Below are 18,362 nucleotides of genomic sequence, written 5' to 3' on the forward strand. Positions count from 1 at the left end.
TTGCCGCGCTGTCAAGCGATAGCGGCGGGGGGCTGCATTTCGTTAACCCTGTCGTTTCGCACTCCGCTTACCGTGGGCCCGCTAAGGGATGGGCGAGAGAACCCGTTCATTACGAGGATTGCTGACCATGCAAGCGATCAGCGACTGTTTCAGTAGGCTGCGAAAGGACCGCAGCGGCAATGCGATGATGCTTACCGCCGTCGCGCTGCCGGCGCTGATCGGCGCGGCCGGATTCGGCGTCGATACCGCGCAGTGGTACATGATCCAGCGCGAACTGCAGCACGCCGCCGACCAGGGCGCGATCGCCGGTGCATGGACCCTTGCCTACAAGGACACCGGATCGACTTACGACAACCGGGCGCGCAAGGAATTCGCCAACAATCTCGGCATCGCGAAGACATATGCAACGAGCATCACACCCACCGTAAAGCGGGGCAACTTCCAGGGTGGCACCAACAATTCGGTCGTTCTCAACGCGGAAGTTTCCGTCACACTCCCGTTCTCGAAGTTCATGAGTTCGACACCGACCGTGATCCGTGTCGCCTCGGAGGCGGCGTTCGCGGCGGGGACGGTTCACAAGGCGTGCCTGCGCACGTTGAAGAAGGGGGCAGCGGGCACCTTCCAGGTCGGGAACGGCGCAACGGTCATCGCGAACTGCGGCGTGATCGCGATTTCCTGCGAGCCAGAAGCGATCAGGATCGACGAGAACGCCACCATCGACATTGCCAAGATTACCGCCTGCAACACGGACGCCGCATCGCTGCCGTCCACCTTCACGGGCGAGCTTGTCGTGGACAACACGATCGGCAACTACGTCAACGAACTCTACGGCCCGCAGCCACCGGCAGACGAGCCCAAACCGCCGGCCTACGATTGCAAGAACGCGCCCAAGAAGGGCACGTACACGATCACGCCCGGGGTTTACGAGCAGGGCATCAAGATCGCCTGCAACACGATCTTCTCGCCCGGTTTGTACTATGTGAAGACCGAACTCGATCTGACCCACAACGCGGTCGTCAGCGGTTACGGGGTCATGTTCGTGCTGCTGAACGGCGCGACGATCAAGCTGGGCGGCAGCGGTGCCAACGGCACCGGTGACGGCGGAACGATCAGGAGCAGCCTAAACCTGACGCCCCCGACCTACGCGAAGCTGATCGAACTCGGATACTCCGACGACTTCGCGAAGAAGTACGAGAATGTCCTGATCATCGCCGACAACACGGCGACGGAAGTCGACCATATCATCAATGGCAACGCAAACATGCACATCCAGGGCAAGATCCACCTTCCCAAGGGTAACGTGAAGGTGAATGGCGGTGCCCAGGCCGCCGACGGCGTCTGCTTCCAGATCACCAGCTACACGCTGGACGTTTCGGGCGGCGCGTATCTCTACACCCTGTGTTCGCAGGAAGAGACGCAATCGCTCGAAAGCCAGCCCGGCGTGAGGTTGATATCGTGAGGCGCGCGCTGGGACAGGCGCTCGCCTGCACGCGGGGAACCGCGGTGATCGAGACAGCGCTGATCGCGCCGGTACTCGCCGTCATGGCAGTGGGCACGTTCGAGGCCGGAACGATGGTGCAGAAGCAGCAGGAACTGCAGAGTGCGGCTTCCGAAGCGGAAGCCATCATCCTGGCAGCGGCAGCAGGATCGGGCGTCGATTCCACGAAGCTCAAGGAAATGCTGGCCACTTCCACCGGATTGCCGAGGGACAATATCACCCTTGCCGCAAAGTTCCGCTGCAATAACTCGGACGGCTTCGTGAACAGCGCGAGCAGTTGCGGGAGCGGGCAGCGCGCCTACCAGTTCGTGCAGGCCACGTTCAAGGCGCAGTACACCCCGACGTGGACGAAGTTCGGCCTTGGTTCGGCCTTCACCTACACCGTCACCCGCACGATCCAGGTAGGCTGAGCGATGAACGCGTTCACCCGCAAGCTGAAATCCGACCGTCGGGGGGCCACCCTCGTCGAATTCGCCGTGATCTCGCCGATTCTCATCACGATGCTGCTCGGCGTCGTCCAGGTCGGCGCGTGGATCCAGGCCTACAACTCGGTGCGCAACGTAGTGAACGACACCGCCCGGTTCGCGATGGTTGAATACCAGCGCGGCAACAAGATATCCGACGAATCGATCCAGGACAGGGCGAGCGAGATTGCGGTCAGCGGCAAGTATCAGCTCGATCCATCGCTCGTCGTGCCGGTTGTCACGGCAAAGACAACGCAGGTCAACGGCATCAAGCAACGGCGACTGGTCATTTCCTACCAGGCACCCGAATTCATGCCGCTTGCCTCGGTCGTCTCGCCGAAGATCCAATACGGCCGCGACATCTACCTCTACGACAAGAGCGCGGTAGCCGGCACATAACGTGCGCCGCGAGGCGGCTTTCCTACCGGATTAACCATTCTCCTTCGGCAAGACGTTAGCCTGCGCGCGCTACGCGCGAAGATGTGAAGAACCCTGCGCGCCTTGCCCCGGTCGACCGGATCCGCGGTTTCTTCGCGCGGATTGCCCGTGATCGCGCCGGCAACACGCTCGCCCTCATCGCCGCTGCGATCGCACCGATTATGGCGATGGTCGGCGGCGGGGTTGACATGGGCCGGTCCTACATGGCCCAGGCGCGCTTGCAGCAGGCATGCGATGCCGGCGTGCTGGCGGCGCGCAAGCGGCTCGGTTCGGAAGTGGTCGTCACCGGCGTGGTCCCCACCGACGCGGCGATGATCGGGCAACGCTATTTCAACATCAACTACCGCGCCGGCGCCTATGGATCGACCGACCGCAGCTTCGTCATGACGCTGGAACAGGACTACGCCGTATCCGGGGTGGCGAAAGTGACGGTGCCGACCACCATCATGCGCGTGTTCGGGTTCAACCAGGTCCCGGTCAAGGTCGACTGCGAAGCCCAGATCAACTTCAGCAACACCGACGTGATGATGGTGCTCGACGTCACCGGATCGATGGCCCAGACCAATCCCGGGGACACGAGCAACCGCATCGACGTGCTGAAGAACACCGTGCGCGGTTTCTATCAGCAGCTGCAGGCATCGGCCCAGGCAGGCACCCGCATCCGCTACGGCTTCGTTCCCTATTCGACCAACGTCAATGTCGGCGGTTTGCTCAAGGACGACTGGGTGGTCGGTTCGTGGACCTACCAGTCCCGCCGGATCGTCAGCGACATCACCAAGATCATCACCTTCACCTACTGGACCAAGGCAACCTACGTTTCCGGCACCGCCAGCACGGCCGAGCATTCGACGTACGCGGCAAGTTTTGACGAGATGAAGGGGTATTACTGCCCGACTGCTCCGTCCAACAGCGTCAGCACGACGACGTCGTCGTCGACCACCACCGAAACGATCACGACACCCCTGCCCGGGGTGCGGACGACGACCACCTATGTCCGCACCCGCAACGGCTATGCCTATTCGGTCTACCTCGTCGACACGACCTGTCATGTCACCCAGACCACGTACACCGATTACAAGGACACCTACCAGCAGGTCACCGAGCCCGCACTGGGGCAGGATTCGCGCTGGGAATACGCGCCGCTGACCTTCGACGTCGCGAACTGGCGGAGCGAAGGAAACGGCTGCATCGAGGAACGCGACACCTACAAGATCACCAATTACGATGCGGTCGACCTGTCGAGGGCACGCGATCTCGACATCGACCTCGTCCCTAGCCCCGGCGTTCCCGGGACCCAGTGGCGCCCGATGTACCCGTCGCTCGTCTATGCCCGTGCGGTGGAATGGTCCGGATCGGGCAGCTTCACCAAGGTTCCGATCACGACCGACAAGGAGTTCGTGCAGCCCTATGCGCTGGGATCGGCGGCCTGCCCGCCGCCGGCGATGAACATGACCACGCTGACGCAGGAAGACCTCGACGCCTACCTCGCCACCCTCAAGCCCAACGGCAGCACCTATCACGACATCGGGATGATCTGGGGTGGGCGGCTGATCTCGCCGACCGGGCTGTTCGCCGCGGAAAACGCCGATACCAGCCCGAGTTCGCCCACAAGCCGCCACCTCATCTTCCTTACCGACGGCGAAACGGCACCCTACGACCTCAGCTATTCGAGCTACGGGATCGAGCCGATCGACGGGCGGCGGTGGGATGCGACGACGCCGATGTCGCTGACCAAGACGGTCGAAAACCGCTTCGCTTTCGCGTGCAAGGAAGTGAAGAAGCGGAACGTCACCGTCTGGGTCATCGGCTTCGGAACCGCGCTCAGCGACGTATTCAAGGACTGCGCGGGCACCGGACACTTCTTCGAAGCGGCCGACGCCGCCGAACTGAACGCGACCTTCGCCACTATCGCCCGCAATCTCAGCCAGCTGCGGATTCAGCGGTGAACCGGCGGCGATCACTTCTGCGCGACAGCAATGGTGCGGCGCTGATGGAATTCGCGCTGATCTCGCCCGCGCTGCTGCTGCTCCTGCTCGGAATGTTCGAGATGGGCTACAATTACTACCTGCAGGCGCAGCTACAGGGAGCCGTGCAGAAGGCCGCGCGGGATTCCACCACGCAGGCGGCCGTCGGCAGCATGGGCGCGATCGACGCCAGGGTGACCGCAGCCGTGCGCACGATCGTCCCCGATGCCACGCTCACGTTTTCCCGCCGCGCCTATTCCAGCTTCTCCGACGTGCACCGGGCAGAGGATTTTACCGACCTCGACAACAACGGCATCTGCAGCAACGGCGAGCCGTTCGAGGACGCGAACGGCAACGGCATCTGGGACGACGACCGCGGCGTGGGCGGCGGCGGAGGCGCGCGCGACGCGGTGCTCTACGTGGTGGAAGTGCGATACCCGCGCGCGTTCGGCGCCGCGCAGATGGTCGGTCTTCCCGACACCGTCACCACCCAGGCGACGACGGTCCTGCGCAACCAGCCCTGGGAAGGCCAGGCGGTGATTGCCGGCGTGGGAAACTGCACGTGAAAACCGCGACTGGCCTGTGGCATGCGATACGGGGATGCCGATCAGGAACGGCGGTCACCGAGTTCGCGCTCGCCGCGCCGATCCTGATGGCCGCGGGCCTGTGGGGCGTGGAAACCGCCAACCAGGCGATCGTGCAGATGCGCGTGAACCAGATCGCGATGCTGATTGCCGACAACGCGTCACGGGTCGGCGAGAACTCGCTGCTCGGCGAATCGAAGATCTACGAAAGCGACATGAACGACGTGCTGTACGGCGCCCATGTCCAGGGCGGCGAAAGCTTCGGCTTCTACGATCATGGGCGGGTGATCCTCTCCAGCCTCGAGGTGTATCCCGGCACCGTGGACCAGCAGTACATCCATTGGCAGCGATGCATGGGCAAGCTTACCCATCCGTCGAGTTACGGCCATGCCGGCGACGGCACCGACGGCTCGCTGATCGGCATGGGACCACCCGGAGAGGAAATCATCGCGTTCGAGGGTGAGGCGGTGATGTTCGTCGAGGTTGCCTACGACTATCAGCCGCTGATCTCCGAGGCTTTCACGGCCGCGGGCAGGTTGACCGCGACCGCCGCGTTCAACGTGCGCGAGAACCGCGACCTCAGCCAGATCTTCCAGCGCGACCCGGCGAGCCCGGATCCGGTCGCCAGCTGCGACAAGCACCAGGGCGTGGCGGACTACTACAGCTGATCGCTACTGCCGGCCGCCTGGCGCGACCAGGCCAGGTCAGTCGCGGTAGCAGACCTTCCTGGCCGCGGCGACGATCCGCGGCGCGTCGATCAGGGCAAGCTTTTCCAGGTTCGCGGCGTAGGGCAGCGGAACGTCCTCGTCGCAGACCCTCAGCACCGGGGCGTCGAGGTGATCGAACCCTTCTTCCATGCAGATGGTCACCACTTCCGACGCGATCGAACAGGTCGGCCAGCCTTCCTCGGCGATGATCAGCCGGTTCGTCTTGGCGAGCGAGGCGAGGATCGCCTCCTTGTCGAGCGGGCGCAGGGTGCGAAGGTCGATCACTTCGGCGTCGATCCCCTCGCCCGCCAGCGTCTCGGCCGCCTCGAGCGCGAGGCCGACGCCGATCGAGTAGCTAACGATCGTCACGTCGCTGCCTTCGCGCACGATCCGCGCCTTGCCGATCGGAAGGACCCAGTCCTCGAGATCGGGCACCTCGAAGCTGCGGCCGTAGACGAGCTCGTTCTCGAGGAAGACGACCGGGTCCTCGCTGCGGATCGCCGCCTTGAGCAGGCCTTTTGCATCGGCCGCGTCATAGGGGGCGATCACGATCAGCCCAGGGACGCTGGCGTACCACGGTCCGTAGTTCTGGCTGTGCTGCGCGCCGACCCGGCTCGCCGCGCCGTTGGGCCCGCGGAACACGACCGGGCAGCGCATCTGGCCGCCCGACATGTAGTTGGTCTTCGCCGCCGAGTTGATGATGTGGTCGATCGCCTGCATCGCGAAGTTGAACGTCATGAATTCGACGATCGGCCTCAGGCCGCCCATCGCAGCGCCGGTGCCGATGCCGGCGAAGCCGTATTCCGTGATCGGCGTGTCGATCACCCGCTTCGGGCCGAACTCGTCGAGCAGCCCCTGGGTCACCTTGTAGGCACCCTGGTACTGCGCGACTTCCTCGCCCATCACGAACACCCGGTCGTCGGAGCGCATCTCCTCGGCCATCGCGTCGCGCAGTGCCTCGCGCACGGTGACCGTGGTCATCGCGGTGCCTTCGGGGACTTCGGGATCGCGCGCGGGTTCGGCCTTGGGCTCCTTCGCAAGCGGGGGTTCGCCCGGTTCGTCGCGGCCGACGTCCTTGCCCTCGCCCGGTACGTCCTTCACGGCTTGAGTCGACCCGGCGTCCGCGGGCGCTTCGTCGCCCCCCTCGCCCGCCATGGTCGCGATGACTTCGCCGACCTTCACGTTCTCGGTCCCTTCGGGCACGACGATCTTGCCGATCGTGCCCTCGTCCACGGCCCCGAATTCCATCGTCGCCTTGTCGGTCTCGATCTCGGCGAGAATGTCGCCGGCAGACACGCTGTCGCCTTCCTTGACGAGCCACTTGGCGAGCGTGCCCTCTTCCATCGTCGGCGAGAGTGCGGGCATCTTGAGTTCGAGGGCCATCAGTAGCTCTCCACCAGCACGTCGGTGTACAATTCTGCGGGTTCCGGTTCGGGGGAATTCTCGGCGAAGTCGGCGCTTTCGGACACTTGCGCGCGGATGCGCTTGTCGATGTCCTTCAAGTCATCCTCGCTCTTGCCGCGCTCCAGCAGTTCCTTCTTCGCGCGCTCGATCGGGTCGTTGTGCTCGCGCTGGTCCTGCACTTCCTCGCGGGTGCGGTACTTCGCAGGGTCCGACATCGAGTGGCCGCGGTAGCGATAGGTATTGAGTTCCATCAGCACCGGGCCGTTGCCTTCGCGCACGTGCCTGAACGCGACTTCCGCCGCCTGGCGCACCTCGAGCACGTCCATGCCGTTCACGTCCATCCCGGGGATGCGGAATGCGGTGCCGCGGCGGTAGAACTCCGTTTCGGCGCTGGAACGCGCGGTGCTGGTGCCCATCGCATACTGGTTGTTCTCGATCGCGAACACGATCGGCAACTTCCACAGCGACGCCATGTTCATCGTCTCGTAGACCTGGCCCTGGTTCGCCGCGCCGTCGCCGAAATAGGCGAGGCACAGCCCCCCGTCGCCGCGGTACTGGTGGCCGAGCGCCAGCCCGCCGCCAAGCGAGACCTGCGCACCGACGATGCCGTGTCCGCCGTAGAACCTGTGCTCGGTCGAGAACATGTGCATCGAGCCGCCCTTGCCCTTGCTGATCCCGGCCTCGCGCCCGGTCAACTCGGCCATGATGACCTTGGGATCGATCCCGTAGGCGAGCATGTGGCCGTGGTCGCGATAGCCGGTGATGACGCTGTCGAGCCCTTCGGTCAGCGCGGACTGCAGCCCCACCGCGACCGCTTCCTGGCCGATGTAGAGGTGGCAGAACCCGCCGATCAGGCCGAGGCCATAGAGTTGCCCGGCACGCTCCTCGAATCGACGGATGAGCAGCATCTGCTCATAAAGCTTGAGAAGTTCCTCGTCCTTCGCCTTGTATCTGGGCGATTTCGCATGTTCTTCCTGAAGCGAATGAAGGACGAAATCGAGGTCCTCGGCAGGCGATTTCGGCGCCGCCGCCTTCTTCGCAGGGGCAGACTTGCGGGCTGTGCTCTTGCTGGCTGGCTTGGCCAATGGGAGGTCCTCAGAAATGGGCTGCCGGGGAGGTAGCGGGTATCGGGAGCCTATGGCGCAAGGCCCGCGCGGGCGCAATGCACGTGCATACGAAAACCCGCTTTCCGTAAGGGCTGGCGGCTATTTGCGGGGCTGGTCGGCGGGATCGAGAAGGATCACGACCTCGTCGGGATGAACCACGTTGAGGTCCCGCCGGATCAGCTCGCCGACGAAATCGGGATCAGCGTGCTTGGGATTGAGCGCATCGACCTGCAGCTTCAACTCGTCGCGCTCGTGCGTCAGGGCCGCAATCTGCGCGCGCCGCTGGTCGAGAAGACGCAGGTTGTCCCCCCAGGCTAGCAGGCCGCTGGGCCCGACGATCGCCAGTCCGCCGAGTACGAGCAGCAACGCCAGGGCGATCCCCTGGGTCAGCCGATCCTTCGGCGATTCTATTCGATGCCCTTCCCGTGTCACGAATGCGACAGAATCACAGTTAACCCGGGGATTCAAGCGCTTTCACTGCCGTTTTGCGACGCGACGTGAAAAGCCCGGGCCGGCCGCCCCGGCCAGCCCGGGCTTCCCGGGAGTGGACCCCGCCGCGGGGGGAGGGTTTGTCGAGGCGGGGTCTCGGGTCGTTACTCCGCCGGTTCATCCTTGGCCTGGCGGCGGGCGGTCTTCTCGAGCTTGCCTTCGCTCATCGCCGATACCAGCAGCGAGCCGGAGCCGGTGAAGTTGGCGGCCGGAACCGTCGCCAGTCCGTCTTCGGTCATCACCACCAGCTGTTCGACACGGCCGCGGCTGTCGGCGATAACCTCGCTAACGGTTCCGATGCGGTCGCCGTCGCGGTCGCTCACCGGCATTCCCGGCGCGATGTCGAACGTGCCGGCACCCTGACCCGCGAGGCTTCCGGCGAGTGCGAGCTGGCCCGCAGCGCCGGAGAAGAGTGCATTCGCGCTGCCGTTGGCCGCACCGCTGGCGGAGCCGGCAACGCCCGAAGCGAGGCCCTGCGCCCGTCCGGCGGCGTTGCCCGCCGCATCGACCGCCGCGCCTGCCGTGCCGCGGACGGTACCCGCGAGGCTACCGGCGGTGCTGCGCACGGCGTCGGTCCCGATCAGCTGCGCGTCGCCGTTCACCGAACCGCTACCCTGGGCGCTGCCCGAGCCCGATCCGGCAAAGCTGCCGAGCGGCGCGGTGACGGTCTGGTCGAGCGAGCCAGAACCTTGCGCCGAAGCCTTTCGGCTCGCCGAAACACGACCCGACTTGCGATCGACGCTGGCGGCGCCTTCGCTCGATCCACTTGCCGAGCCAGTGGTGCGGGTGACGGTTTCGACAGAGCGCGTGGGCAGGTTCACCGAACCCGCACCGTTCAGAGCGCCGCCTACGGTGCCGCCGAGTGCCCCACCGAGACCGCCCCCACCAAGGAGCTGGGCCTGCGCGGGCGCCGCAGCGAGCAGCAATGCGGCGGAGGTGAGAAAGATGGTCTTCATCGGTCTGATCCTTTTTTCATTCGCGGCAGGGAGGCCATTCGCCGTCCCTCGAAACAAAAACGGATCACCGCTCGAAATCCATCCAACGGACACGGAAAAAAGATTACAATACGCTGATATTCATCGACATTTTCCGCACACGAGGCCACGACCATAGGTGTCATCGGGTCCCTTGCGGCCAAGATCGACGGCCTCTGCATCAAGCTTCGCCCGCCAGTTCGATCCTCCCGCAGCGGCAATCCGCGCTGCCACGAGCGGCGCAGCGAACGAGGTGCCGCGCAGCTTGACCATGCGGCCTTTTGCATTGGCCCCCGCGATGTCCGCTCCCGGCGCGGCATAGTCGAGGTCCAGCGCACGCCCGGCCTCGATCAGGGCCCGGTTGCGCCCATCCACCCCGGTCACGGACACGACCCCCGGATAGCTCGCCGGATAGGCCGGCGGCGCGGCCGGACCGTCGTTACCGACAGCCGCGACGATCGTGACCCCCTTGCGCTGCGCCGCGGCGATCGCGCGCGCCAGAAGCGGATTGTCTGGACCGACGAGGCTGATCGTGACCACCCGCGCACCCCCGCCGACCAGCCAGCCAAGCCCGCGCGCGACCGCGCTCGCACTTCCGCCCGCGGGATCCGTGCCATAGACGTCCGCGACCGCGACGTTACGCGCGCCTGCCCTCCGCAACAGCGACACGATCGCGCTGCCGTGATTGCTGGGGGCCGGCGCCCCCGCGGCAAAGCCCTTTGTTGCCGCGACCCCCAGCCCTGCTCCGGCCGCGCCGTCGATCACGCCGACCCGCGCGGCGATCGGTTTTTCGTTGCCACTTGCGGACAACGCGCCGGTCGAGCGTCCCGACTGCTCGAACACGTGGTCGGGCGTCCATTCGACGCCGGGGGCGGCGCGCTCTATGATCGGACCGGCCTCGCGAATGGTCAGGCCGGCCGGTATCCTCACCCGCGTAACCGCGATCCCCAGCCCGTCGATCTCCTCTTCGCCGAGGTTGCCGAACCCCAGCGCGACGAGACCGCTGAGGGCAACGTTGCTCGGTTCGAACAGAAGGATCTCTCCGCGCCGTGCGGGATAACCCTCTGCAGTCAGTTCGAGCGCCCTCGGGTTGGCACGGACCAGGCGCTCGATCCGTGCCTCGCGCAGGGCTGCCAGCCGGCGCCCGGCATCCGCCAGTACGGGTTCGACCGAGCGGGTGACCCCCTCGAGTGCCCCGCGGACCGGGCCCGTCGGCAGCGTCACGCCCGGCAGTCCGAGCTGGGCCGCAGCCGGGGCCGCGAGCAGCAGGACGGGCAGCATTATCTTGAAAATCGGCAATCGCATCGTTCACCCGGTGTGTTTTTTCGGCTTAACAGGGATGGAACGAGCGGCGCCATCCGTTTCATCCATGGAAAACCCGCCGAACAGGAAGGCCAGAACCCATCGCCAGCGGCTTCGAAGACGAGATGGTCGCGCTTCTCCCGCGCTTGCGGCGGTTCGCAAGCGGGCTGGCGCGCGACCGTGCCGATGGCGACGACCTGGTGCAGCTGACGGTGGAACGTGCGCTCGATTCCCGAGCGCAATGGCAGCCCGGCACGCGGCTCGACAGTTGGATGATGAGGATCATGCGGAATATCTGGATCGACGAAGGACGCAAGAAGACCCGCAGGGCGCAGACCTTCGTGGCCGAGGAGGCCGGGATTGCGGTCGGCGGTGACGGCGGGCAGGAAGCCGCGGCCGAACTCGGCGACGTCGGCCGGGCGATGAACCGCCTGCCCGACGACCAGCGCGAGGCGGTGATGCTGGTGCTGGTCGAAGGCTACAAATACGCGGAGGCCGCGGAGATCGTCGGCTGCCCGGTCGGTACGCTGACCTCGCGGCTGGGCCGCGGGCGCGAGGCTCTCTTGCACATGCTGGGAGAAGCGGCATGACCCGCGACGCCGACACCGTCCGTGCATTCGTCGACGGCGAACTCGACGACCTGACCGCGGCGCGCATCGCGCGCGAGGCGCAGGGCGATCCCGAACTCGCCTCCGCGATCGCCGCCGAACGCCGGTTGCGCGACACGCTGGGCACGCACTTCAACCGCGTGCTGGCCGAACCGGTGCCCGAGCGCCTTTCCGCTCCTGTCGAGGCGGCGCGCAAGGTCGTTTCGCTCGACGAAGCGCGCCAGCGCCGTTTCGGGTTCAACGCCCGCACGCTGCGCTGGGCCGGGCCGGCGATGGCAGCGGCGCTGGTCCTCGCGGTCGCGATTCCCGCGCTCCAGCGCGGCGGGCAGACCGAGAGCCGCGATAGCCTCACCTTCGCCGCGAACGATCTCGCCCAGGCGCTCGACACCCAGCTGGTGGCCGATCAGCGACAGGGCAGCGAGACGCGCGTCCTGCTGAGTTTCGCCGACCAGGACGGGACCCTCTGCCGCGGGTTCGCCCGCGCAGACCTGTCGGGCATCGCCTGCCGCGAGGATGGTGGCTGGCACCTGCGGGTTCAGCGCGACGGGGTCGACCTGTCGGCGAACGACTACCGGCAAGCCGGATCGGTCGATTCCGCGATCCTGGCCGCGGCGCAGGACATGGCCGCCGGCCCCGCTCTCGACGCCGCCGGGGAACGTGCCGCCAGGGCCAGTGGCTGGAAGCGCCGCTAGCCTGCCCGGAACTTCAGGCGCGGCGGTGCATACTCTCTTGCGATGAGGGAATCCCGTTGAGCGCCGCGCCGCAGTCCATCCAGCCCCTGGCCACGCTGCAAGTGCAGCTCGTCGAGATGGGCCGCGACCTCGTGCGCGCATTGCCCAACCTGGCGATCGCGCTCGTTGTCCTGCTGATCACCTGGCTGGTGGCGAAGTTCGCCACGCGCATCGCAGACATCATCATCGGGCGCTCCTCGCTCCGCCCCAGCCTCAAGAACCTGATCGATACCCTGGTGAAGCTCGCGATCTGGCTGGCGGGGCTGATGGTCGCGCTGGTCGTCGTGATGCCAGGCTTCACGCCGGCAAGCGTGATCGCGGGTCTCGGCATCGGCGCCGTCGCGATCGGCTTCGCCTTCCAGGACATCTTCGAGAACTTCCTCGCCGGCGTGCTGATCATGCTGCGCGAGAAGATGCGCATCGGCGACGTCATCGAGTGCGAGGGAATAGTCGGCAAGGTCGAGCACATCACCTTGCGCGAAACCCACGTGCGCAAGCTGTCGGGCGAGGTGACGCTGGTCCCCAACGCGATGCTGTTCAAGAATCCGGTGATGATCCTCACCGACGAGGTCCAGCGCCGGCACGAGGTGGTCGCGGGCGTCTCCTACGACACCGACCTCGACCGGGCGGCGGACGTCATTCGCCAGGCGGTCGCGGGTGCCGAGGGTGTCGATACCGACAAGGGCATCGATGTCTTCGCGCAGGAATTCAATTCGAGCTCGATCGACTTCAAGGTCCGCTGGTGGTCGGGATCGAAGCCGCGCGATATGTGGGAAAGCCGGGACAAGGTGGTCCGGGCGATCAAGCGCGCCCTCGACAAGGAGGGGATCGAGATCCCGTTCCCTTACGTGACCTACACGTTCAAGGAACGGGTGCCGCTGGGCCGGGAGCCGGGCGAAGCGGCCGAAGACTGATTGTCACCGGGCAGGCGGGTCGATATGGCGCTCAACCGGAGGCGCCCGTAGCTCAGCAGGATAGAGCACCAGATTCCTAATCTGGGGGCCACAGGTTCGAATCCTGTCGGGCGCACCAGAAATTCCCCGCCGGAACCCACGGTGATCGCCGGCTGCAATCAGGAATGGGCGAAGCGCCTGACTTCCTGTACCGGGCCCGATACTCAACAGAACAAGGTCCGGCGCATGGAGCGCAAAGCTCAGCCACCGATCGAACGCATCCAGGAAAACCTGCTCGCCCGAAGCGAGCGACGCCTGCTGACCTGGATCTGCGCGCGGATGCCCGGGTGGGTCTCGCCCGACCTGCTCACCTTCATCGGGATGAGCGGCGCATTCCTCGTCTTCGCAGGATACGTCGCGAGCAACCTTGGCGGGCAATGGCTGTGGCAGGCGAACGCGGGTTACGTGATCCAGTGGTTTGGCGATTCGACCGACGGCAGTCTCGCCCGTTTCCGCAAGATCGAGCGGCCGCGGTACGGTTATTTCCTCGACCACAGCTGCGACGGCCTGGCCACCACTCTGGTGGTGGTCGGCATCGGGCTGAGTCCCTTCGTGACCCTCGAAGTCGCGCTGGTCGCGCTGGCCGGGTACCTGCTGCTCTCGATCCACGCCTTCCTGTCGGTCCGGGTATTGGGCGAACTGAAGCTGTCCTACCTCAATGCCGGGCCGACAGAATTGCGCTTCGTGCTCATCGGACTCACGCTGGCGATGATCTTCCTCGGGACGGGTCCCGGCATCTTCGGTCGCATTAACGGCTTCGACCTCTTCGTGGGCGGGGTCGGGTGCCTGCTGATCGTTCTTTTCGTCTTGCAGACATGGGTCACCGCACGGCGGCTTGCCCGTGACGAACCATCGCGCAATGCGGAGTGGCACCAGTAGCGCCCCGGGAAGGCGAAACGCCCCATCCGGCGCGGGGCCGGGCGAATGTCAGTTGAGCTCCTCAGGGGGCGCCACGGGAAGCGGCAGCGGCGCCACCGGCACGCCTTCCTCGAGCAGTGACTTTGCCTCCTCAGGGGTGGCCTGCCCGTGGATCGTCGCGTGGTCGCGTTCGCCGTAGTGCATCGCCCGGCTCTGTTCCGCGAAATCCCGGCCCACCCAGGTGCTGCTCTCGAGCGCCCTGGCCTGCGCCTCCGCCAGCGCGTGCATCGCCCTTGCCACCTCCGCCGGCAGCCGATTGGCGACGGCGGGCGAAGGCGCATCGGGGCGTGCGTTTCCCTTGGCCGGGACCGCGGGCGCCATGGGGGCCTTGGCCACGTCGATCGAGCCGCATGTCGGGCATTCGACGAGCCCGCGCGCCCGCTGCTCGGCAAACGCGTCAGAGGAGGCGAACCACCCTTCGAACCGGTGGCCGTCTGCGCAGGCGAGGTCGAACACGATCATGACAGGTCCAAGTTGGGTATCTCGCGCCTGTTGGCAAGACTGGGAACCTGCGCCCGGACCTCGACGGTGCGGGCCGCATCGATCTCGGCGAACCCGACGCCCGCCGTCTCGCCGCCCATGTCGAGCACGATCTTGCCCCACGGATCGACGACCAGGCTGTGACCGTAGGTGCGCCGGCCGTCAGCGTGCGTCCCCACCTGCGCGGCGGAAATCACCCACGCGCTCGCCTCGACCGCGCGGGCGCGCTGGAGCAGGTGCCAGTGCGCCTCTCCGGTGGGGACGGTGAAAGCGGCAGGGATCGCGATGGCGTCGCACCGGCGGCGTCCGAGTTCCTCGAAAAGCGCGGGAAAGCGGATGTCGTAGCAGACCGTGAGGCCGAGACGGCCCAGGGGCGTGCCGTCCACGGTCACGACCTCGTTGCCCGGCGCGTAGGCGTTCGATTCGCGCCAGCTTTCGCCGCCGGCAAGATCGACGTCGAACATATGGATCTTGTCATAGCGCGCGGCGACATTGCCGGCCGGATCGACCAGCAGCGAGCGGTTGGCCCACTTGCCGCTTTCTCCCGCCACCGCGAGCGAACCCAGGGCCACCCAGATCCCGTGCCGCGCCGCCGCCGCGCGCGTTGCCGCGAGGACGGGATCGCCATCCTCGCGCACGATATGCGACGCGGCACGCGCGCGATCCCGATCGAGCAGGCCGCTCATCTCCGGGGTGAACAGCATCGCCGCACCGCCCCGCGCCGCCTCGGCAACGCCATCGGAAATGGTCGCGGCGTTGACGGCCGGGTCGATGCCCGCCGTCATCTGCAGCAGCGCGACCCGCGTCATCAGCCTTGCAGCATCGCGTCGAGCTTGCCGGACTGATCGAGCGCGTGGAGTTCGTCCGACCCGCCCACGTGGGTCTCGCCGATGAATATCTGGGGTACCGTGCGCGCGTTTGGCGCGCGGTCCATCATCTCGGCGCGTTTCGGCCCGCCCATCGTGATATCGTGTTCGGTGTAATCAACGCCCTTGGCGTCGAGCAGGCGCTTGGCCCGGAAGCAATAGCCACAACCGAACTTGGTGTAGATCACGACTTCGGGGGCAGCCATAACTAATCCTTCGATATCAATGCTTTGTCAGGGCTTGAAACCGCAAATGCGGCTCCTATCTCGGAACCGTTCTCGTGCCGCATCGCGGGCGGGAATGCAATCGTGGCGGTCGCCGGTTTCCGGGGCCGCCCACCTGTTCAAATTGCTCGCAGGAGGATTTGTTTCATGTCACGTCTCGATTTCACCCCCTATCGCCGTACCACCGTCGGGTTCGACCGACTGTTCGACCTGCTCGAGAGCCAGGTCCGCAACAACGCGGGCGACAATTATCCGCCGTTCAACATCGAGCGGAAGGGCGAGGACGAATATCGCATCACCATCGCGGTCGCGGGCTTCAAGCCGGGTGACCTCGACATAACCGCGCAGCAGAACCTGCTCGTGGTTCAGGGCAAGAAGCGGCCCGAGGGCTCGCAGGGCGAGATGCTCCACGTTGGCATCGCCAATCGCGGGTTCGAACGCCGGTTCGAACTGGCCGATTTCGTCCGGGTCGACAACGCCGACCTGTCCGACGGGCTGCTGACGATCGACCTCGTGCGCGAGGTGCCCGAGGCGATGAAGCCCAAGAAGATCCACGTCGGCGGCCAGCCCACGCTCGAGGTCGTCAAGGACGAGGAAAAGAGCGACGAAGGCAAGGCTGCCGACGCCGCCTGATCATCGCGTAGTCGCGAATTATTCGGGGGCGAACCGCAAGGTTCGCCCCCACGACGACTGAACGCCGTCTCGTGCGAAACTGACCGTCCGGGTCGCAGAAGACGATCAACTCCGCGCCAAGCCTGTCTAACCCGGACGCCCCCGAAAAACCACCGCAATCTTAGCAATTGCTAAGTTCTGCGCAGGTGCCGCCCCTAGGCCCCCTACCCAAAGTGAGCAAGATATAAACGAGTTCTAATCTAGCGACTTGTAAGAAATGACCGCATTGGGCCTGTCGGGGACGAAAAAGTGTCCGAAAATCAGACGAGACGCGCCTGCTGCAGCGCCGCCTTGATGAAACCCGCGAAGAGCGGGTGCGGCTCGAACGGCTTGCTCTTGAGCTCGGGGTGGAACTGGACTCCGATGAACCACGGGTGGTCGGGCCGCTCGACTATTTCGGGCAGCAAACCATCGGGCGACATGCCGGAAAAGACGAGTCCGTCCTTCTCGAGCGCGTCGCGATAGGCGGCGTTCACCTCGTAGCGATGGCGGTGCCGCTCGCTGATCGTGGTCGCGCCGCCGTATAGCGCGGACACGTGGCTGTTGCCCGAGAGGCATGCCTCGTAGGCCCCGAGCCGCATGGTTCCGCCCAGGTCGCCCTCGGCGCTGCGCTGCTGGAGACCTTCCTTGCTCATCCACTCGGTGATGATGCCGACCACCGGTTCGTCGGTGGGGCCGAACTCGGTCGAGCTTGCCTTCGCGTGTCCCGCGGCGCGGGCGCCCTCGATGCAGGCCATCTGCATCCCGAGGCAAATACCGAGGAACGGAACCTTGCGCTCCTTGGCAAAGCGGACCGAGGCGATCTTGCCCTCGCTGCCGCGCTCGCCGAAGCCCCCGGGAACCAGGATGCCGTGCATCGGCTCGAGCCGGGCGGCGATCTCGTCGTCGCCCTTCTCGAACAGTTCGGCGTCGATCCAGCGGATGTTGACCTTGACCCGGTTGGCCATCCCGCCGTGGACCAGTGCCTCGTTCAGCGACTTGTAGGCATCGGGCAGGCCGACGTACTTACCGACGACGCCGATCGTCACCTCGCCCTCGGGATGCTCGTAACGATCGAGGATGTCGTCCCAGCGCGCCAGGTCGGGTGCAGGGGCGGTCATGCCGAAATGGCGCAGGACCTCGTCATCCAGGCCTTCGCGGTGGTACTGGAGAGGCACCGCGTAGATGCTCGACGCGTCGAGCGCGGGGATGACCGCCTCCTTGCGCACGTTGCAGAACAGCGCGATCTTGGCCCGCTCGCCGTCGGGCAGCGGCTTCTCGCACCGGCACAGCAGGATGTCGGGCTGGACCCCCAGCCCGGTCATCTCGCGCACCGAGTGCTGGGTCGGCTTGGTCTTCAGTTCGCCGGCAGCCGCGATGTAGGGCACCAGCGTCACGTGGACGAAACAGGTGTTGTCGCGCCCGAGCTCGTTCCGCAGCTGGCGCAGCGCCTCGATGAACGGAAGGCTCTCGATATCGCCGACCGTGCCGCCGATCTCGCACAGCACGAAGTCGAGGTCGTCGGTATCGCTCTGCGCGAAATCCTTGATCGCGTCGGTCACGTGCGGGATCACCTGGACCGTGGCTCCCAGGTAATCCCCGCGCCGCTCCTTGGCGATGATGTCGCGATAGACGCGCCCCGAGGTGATGTTGTCGCCCTGGTGCGCGGAAACGCCGGTGAAGCGCTCGTAGTGGCCCAGGTCGAGGTCGGTTTCCGCCCCGTCGTCGGTCACGTAGACTTCGCCGTGCTGGTACGGGCTCATCGTCCCCGGATCGACGTTCAGGTAGGGATCGAACTTGCGGATGCGGACGCGGAATCCGCGTGCTTGCAGGAGAGCCGCGAGGCTCGCCGCCATGAGACCTTTGCCGAGCGAGGAGACCACGCCGCCGGTGATAAATATATACCGCGCCATGGGAGTCGGGCCTTAAGCGTGTGTAGGGCCTGCACGCAAGCGGCTTGGTGCGGCGGCATGCCGCAATCCACAGCCGCTTCGTCGCAGA

The 18,362-nt window shown here is 65.8% G+C and carries 20 protein-coding genes and 1 tRNA gene; 12 read left to right on the forward strand and 9 right to left on the reverse strand.

The genetic code is table 11. The features are described from left to right. Positions 1-184: 184 nt before the first annotated feature. From N0B51_RS06685 to N0B51_RS06710, 6 genes are all read left to right on the forward strand, one after another. Positions 185-1,459 carry a pilus assembly protein TadG-related protein gene (locus N0B51_RS06685; RefSeq protein ID WP_259961537.1) on the forward strand — a complete coding sequence of 425 codons (1,275 nt, stop codon included), beginning with the start codon at positions 185-187 and terminating at the stop codon, positions 1,457-1,459. Next, positions 1,456-1,908: a TadE/TadG family type IV pilus assembly protein gene (locus N0B51_RS06690; RefSeq protein ID WP_259961538.1), complete on the forward strand. Its 453-nt coding sequence runs from the start codon at positions 1,456-1,458 to the stop codon at positions 1,906-1,908. The genes N0B51_RS06685 and N0B51_RS06690 overlap by 4 nt, the downstream gene beginning before the upstream one ends. A gap of 3 nt (positions 1,909-1,911) precedes the next feature. Continuing rightward, positions 1,912-2,361, forward strand: a complete 450-nt coding sequence (locus tag N0B51_RS06695; RefSeq protein ID WP_259961539.1) for a TadE family protein — start codon at positions 1,912-1,914, stop codon at positions 2,359-2,361. 83 nt (positions 2,362-2,444) lie between these two features. Further along, positions 2,445-4,346 carry a Tad domain-containing protein gene (locus N0B51_RS06700; RefSeq protein WP_259961540.1) on the forward strand — a complete coding sequence of 634 codons (1,902 nt, stop codon included), beginning with the start codon at positions 2,445-2,447 and terminating at the stop codon, positions 4,344-4,346. A gap of 44 nt (positions 4,347-4,390) precedes the next feature. Next, the gene (locus tag N0B51_RS06705; protein WP_259961541.1) at positions 4,391-4,930 is read left to right on the forward strand and encodes a TadE family protein; all 540 of its coding nucleotides are present in this window, start codon (positions 4,391-4,393) and stop codon (positions 4,928-4,930) included. Further along, positions 4,927-5,616: a TadE/TadG family type IV pilus assembly protein gene (locus N0B51_RS06710; protein WP_259961542.1), complete on the forward strand. Its 690-nt coding sequence runs from the start codon at positions 4,927-4,929 to the stop codon at positions 5,614-5,616. Before N0B51_RS06705 ends, N0B51_RS06710 begins: the two co-directional genes overlap by 4 nt. A 36-nt stretch (positions 5,617-5,652) precedes the next feature. On the opposite strand, the gene N0B51_RS06715 is transcribed toward N0B51_RS06710, so the two are convergent. From N0B51_RS06715 to N0B51_RS06735, 5 genes are all read right to left on the reverse strand, one after another. Next, on the reverse strand, positions 5,653-7,038 hold the full coding sequence (locus N0B51_RS06715; RefSeq protein ID WP_259961543.1) for a pyruvate dehydrogenase complex E1 component subunit beta: 1,386 nt from the start codon (positions 7,036-7,038) through the stop codon (positions 5,653-5,655). Further along, positions 7,038-8,144 (reverse strand): pyruvate dehydrogenase (acetyl-transferring) E1 component subunit alpha, encoded by a 1,107-nt coding sequence (pdhA, locus tag N0B51_RS06720; protein ID WP_259961544.1) that lies wholly within the window; start codon positions 8,142-8,144, stop codon positions 7,038-7,040. The genes N0B51_RS06715 and pdhA overlap by 1 nt, the downstream gene beginning before the upstream one ends. 120 nt (positions 8,145-8,264) lie before the next feature. Continuing rightward, entirely contained in the window at positions 8,265-8,597 is a 333-nt protein-coding gene (locus tag N0B51_RS06725; protein WP_259961545.1) for an FtsB family cell division protein, read from the reverse strand. 161 nt (positions 8,598-8,758) lie between these two features. Further along, on the reverse strand, positions 8,759-9,610 hold the full coding sequence (locus N0B51_RS06730) for a PRC-barrel domain-containing protein (protein ID WP_259961546.1): 852 nt from the start codon (positions 9,608-9,610) through the stop codon (positions 8,759-8,761). Positions 9,611-9,730: 120 nt separating this feature from the next. Continuing rightward, positions 9,731-10,909, reverse strand: coding sequence for a S8 family serine peptidase (locus N0B51_RS06735; protein WP_259961547.1), 1,179 nt, complete (start codon positions 10,907-10,909; stop codon positions 9,731-9,733). Positions 10,910-11,055: 146 nt separating this feature from the next. Here N0B51_RS06735 and N0B51_RS06740 point away from each other — a divergent pair, with 146 nt between their 5' ends. The 5 genes from N0B51_RS06740 to N0B51_RS06760 all read left to right on the forward strand — a co-directional run bounded on the left by N0B51_RS06740 (position 11,056) and on the right by N0B51_RS06760 (position 14,101). Continuing rightward, complete coding sequence (locus N0B51_RS06740; protein WP_259961548.1) at positions 11,056-11,520, forward strand: sigma-70 family RNA polymerase sigma factor; 465 nt, start codon at positions 11,056-11,058, stop codon at positions 11,518-11,520. Continuing rightward, positions 11,517-12,230, forward strand: a complete 714-nt coding sequence (locus tag N0B51_RS06745; RefSeq protein WP_259961549.1) for an anti-sigma factor — start codon at positions 11,517-11,519, stop codon at positions 12,228-12,230. The genes N0B51_RS06740 and N0B51_RS06745 overlap by 4 nt, the downstream gene beginning before the upstream one ends. 116 nt (positions 12,231-12,346) lie before the next feature. Further along, complete coding sequence (locus N0B51_RS06750) at positions 12,347-13,183, forward strand: mechanosensitive ion channel family protein (protein ID WP_259961847.1); 837 nt, start codon at positions 12,347-12,349, stop codon at positions 13,181-13,183. A gap of 41 nt (positions 13,184-13,224) precedes the next feature. Further along, positions 13,225-13,301 (forward strand) — tRNA-Arg (locus tag N0B51_RS06755). A 107-nt stretch (positions 13,302-13,408) separates the two neighbouring features. Further along, entirely contained in the window at positions 13,409-14,101 is a 693-nt protein-coding gene (locus tag N0B51_RS06760; RefSeq protein WP_259961550.1) for a CDP-alcohol phosphatidyltransferase family protein, read from the forward strand. A 48-nt stretch (positions 14,102-14,149) separates the two neighbouring features. On the opposite strand, the gene N0B51_RS06765 is transcribed toward N0B51_RS06760, so the two are convergent. Genes N0B51_RS06765 through grxC form a run of 3 tightly spaced genes read right to left on the reverse strand, consistent with a single transcriptional unit; the run spans position 14,150 to position 15,692 of the window. Next, positions 14,150-14,602 carry a DUF1178 family protein gene (locus tag N0B51_RS06765; protein ID WP_259961551.1) on the reverse strand — a complete coding sequence of 151 codons (453 nt, stop codon included), beginning with the start codon at positions 14,600-14,602 and terminating at the stop codon, positions 14,150-14,152. Next, a complete protein-coding gene (locus N0B51_RS06770) occupies positions 14,599-15,429 on the reverse strand; it encodes a carbon-nitrogen hydrolase family protein (RefSeq protein WP_259961552.1) in 831 nt (276 codons plus the stop codon). The genes N0B51_RS06765 and N0B51_RS06770 overlap by 4 nt, the downstream gene beginning before the upstream one ends. Then, positions 15,429-15,692: a glutaredoxin 3 gene (gene grxC, locus N0B51_RS06775; RefSeq protein WP_259961553.1), complete on the reverse strand. Its 264-nt coding sequence runs from the start codon at positions 15,690-15,692 to the stop codon at positions 15,429-15,431. Before grxC ends, N0B51_RS06770 begins: the two co-directional genes overlap by 1 nt. Positions 15,693-15,857: 165 nt before the next feature. Here grxC and N0B51_RS06780 point away from each other — a divergent pair, with 165 nt between their 5' ends. Then, positions 15,858-16,343, forward strand: coding sequence for an Hsp20 family protein (locus N0B51_RS06780; protein WP_259961554.1), 486 nt, complete (start codon positions 15,858-15,860; stop codon positions 16,341-16,343). Between the two features lie 299 nt (positions 16,344-16,642). Here the strand turns inward: N0B51_RS06780 and pyrG are convergent, their stop codons facing one another. After that, positions 16,643-18,274 carry a CTP synthase gene (gene pyrG / locus N0B51_RS06785; RefSeq protein WP_259961555.1) on the reverse strand — a complete coding sequence of 544 codons (1,632 nt, stop codon included), beginning with the start codon at positions 18,272-18,274 and terminating at the stop codon, positions 16,643-16,645. Positions 18,275-18,362: the final 88 nt, after the last annotated feature.

This window comes from Tsuneonella litorea, from assembly GCF_025154015.1.
GTDB lineage: Bacteria > Pseudomonadota > Alphaproteobacteria > Sphingomonadales > Sphingomonadaceae > Tsuneonella > Tsuneonella litorea.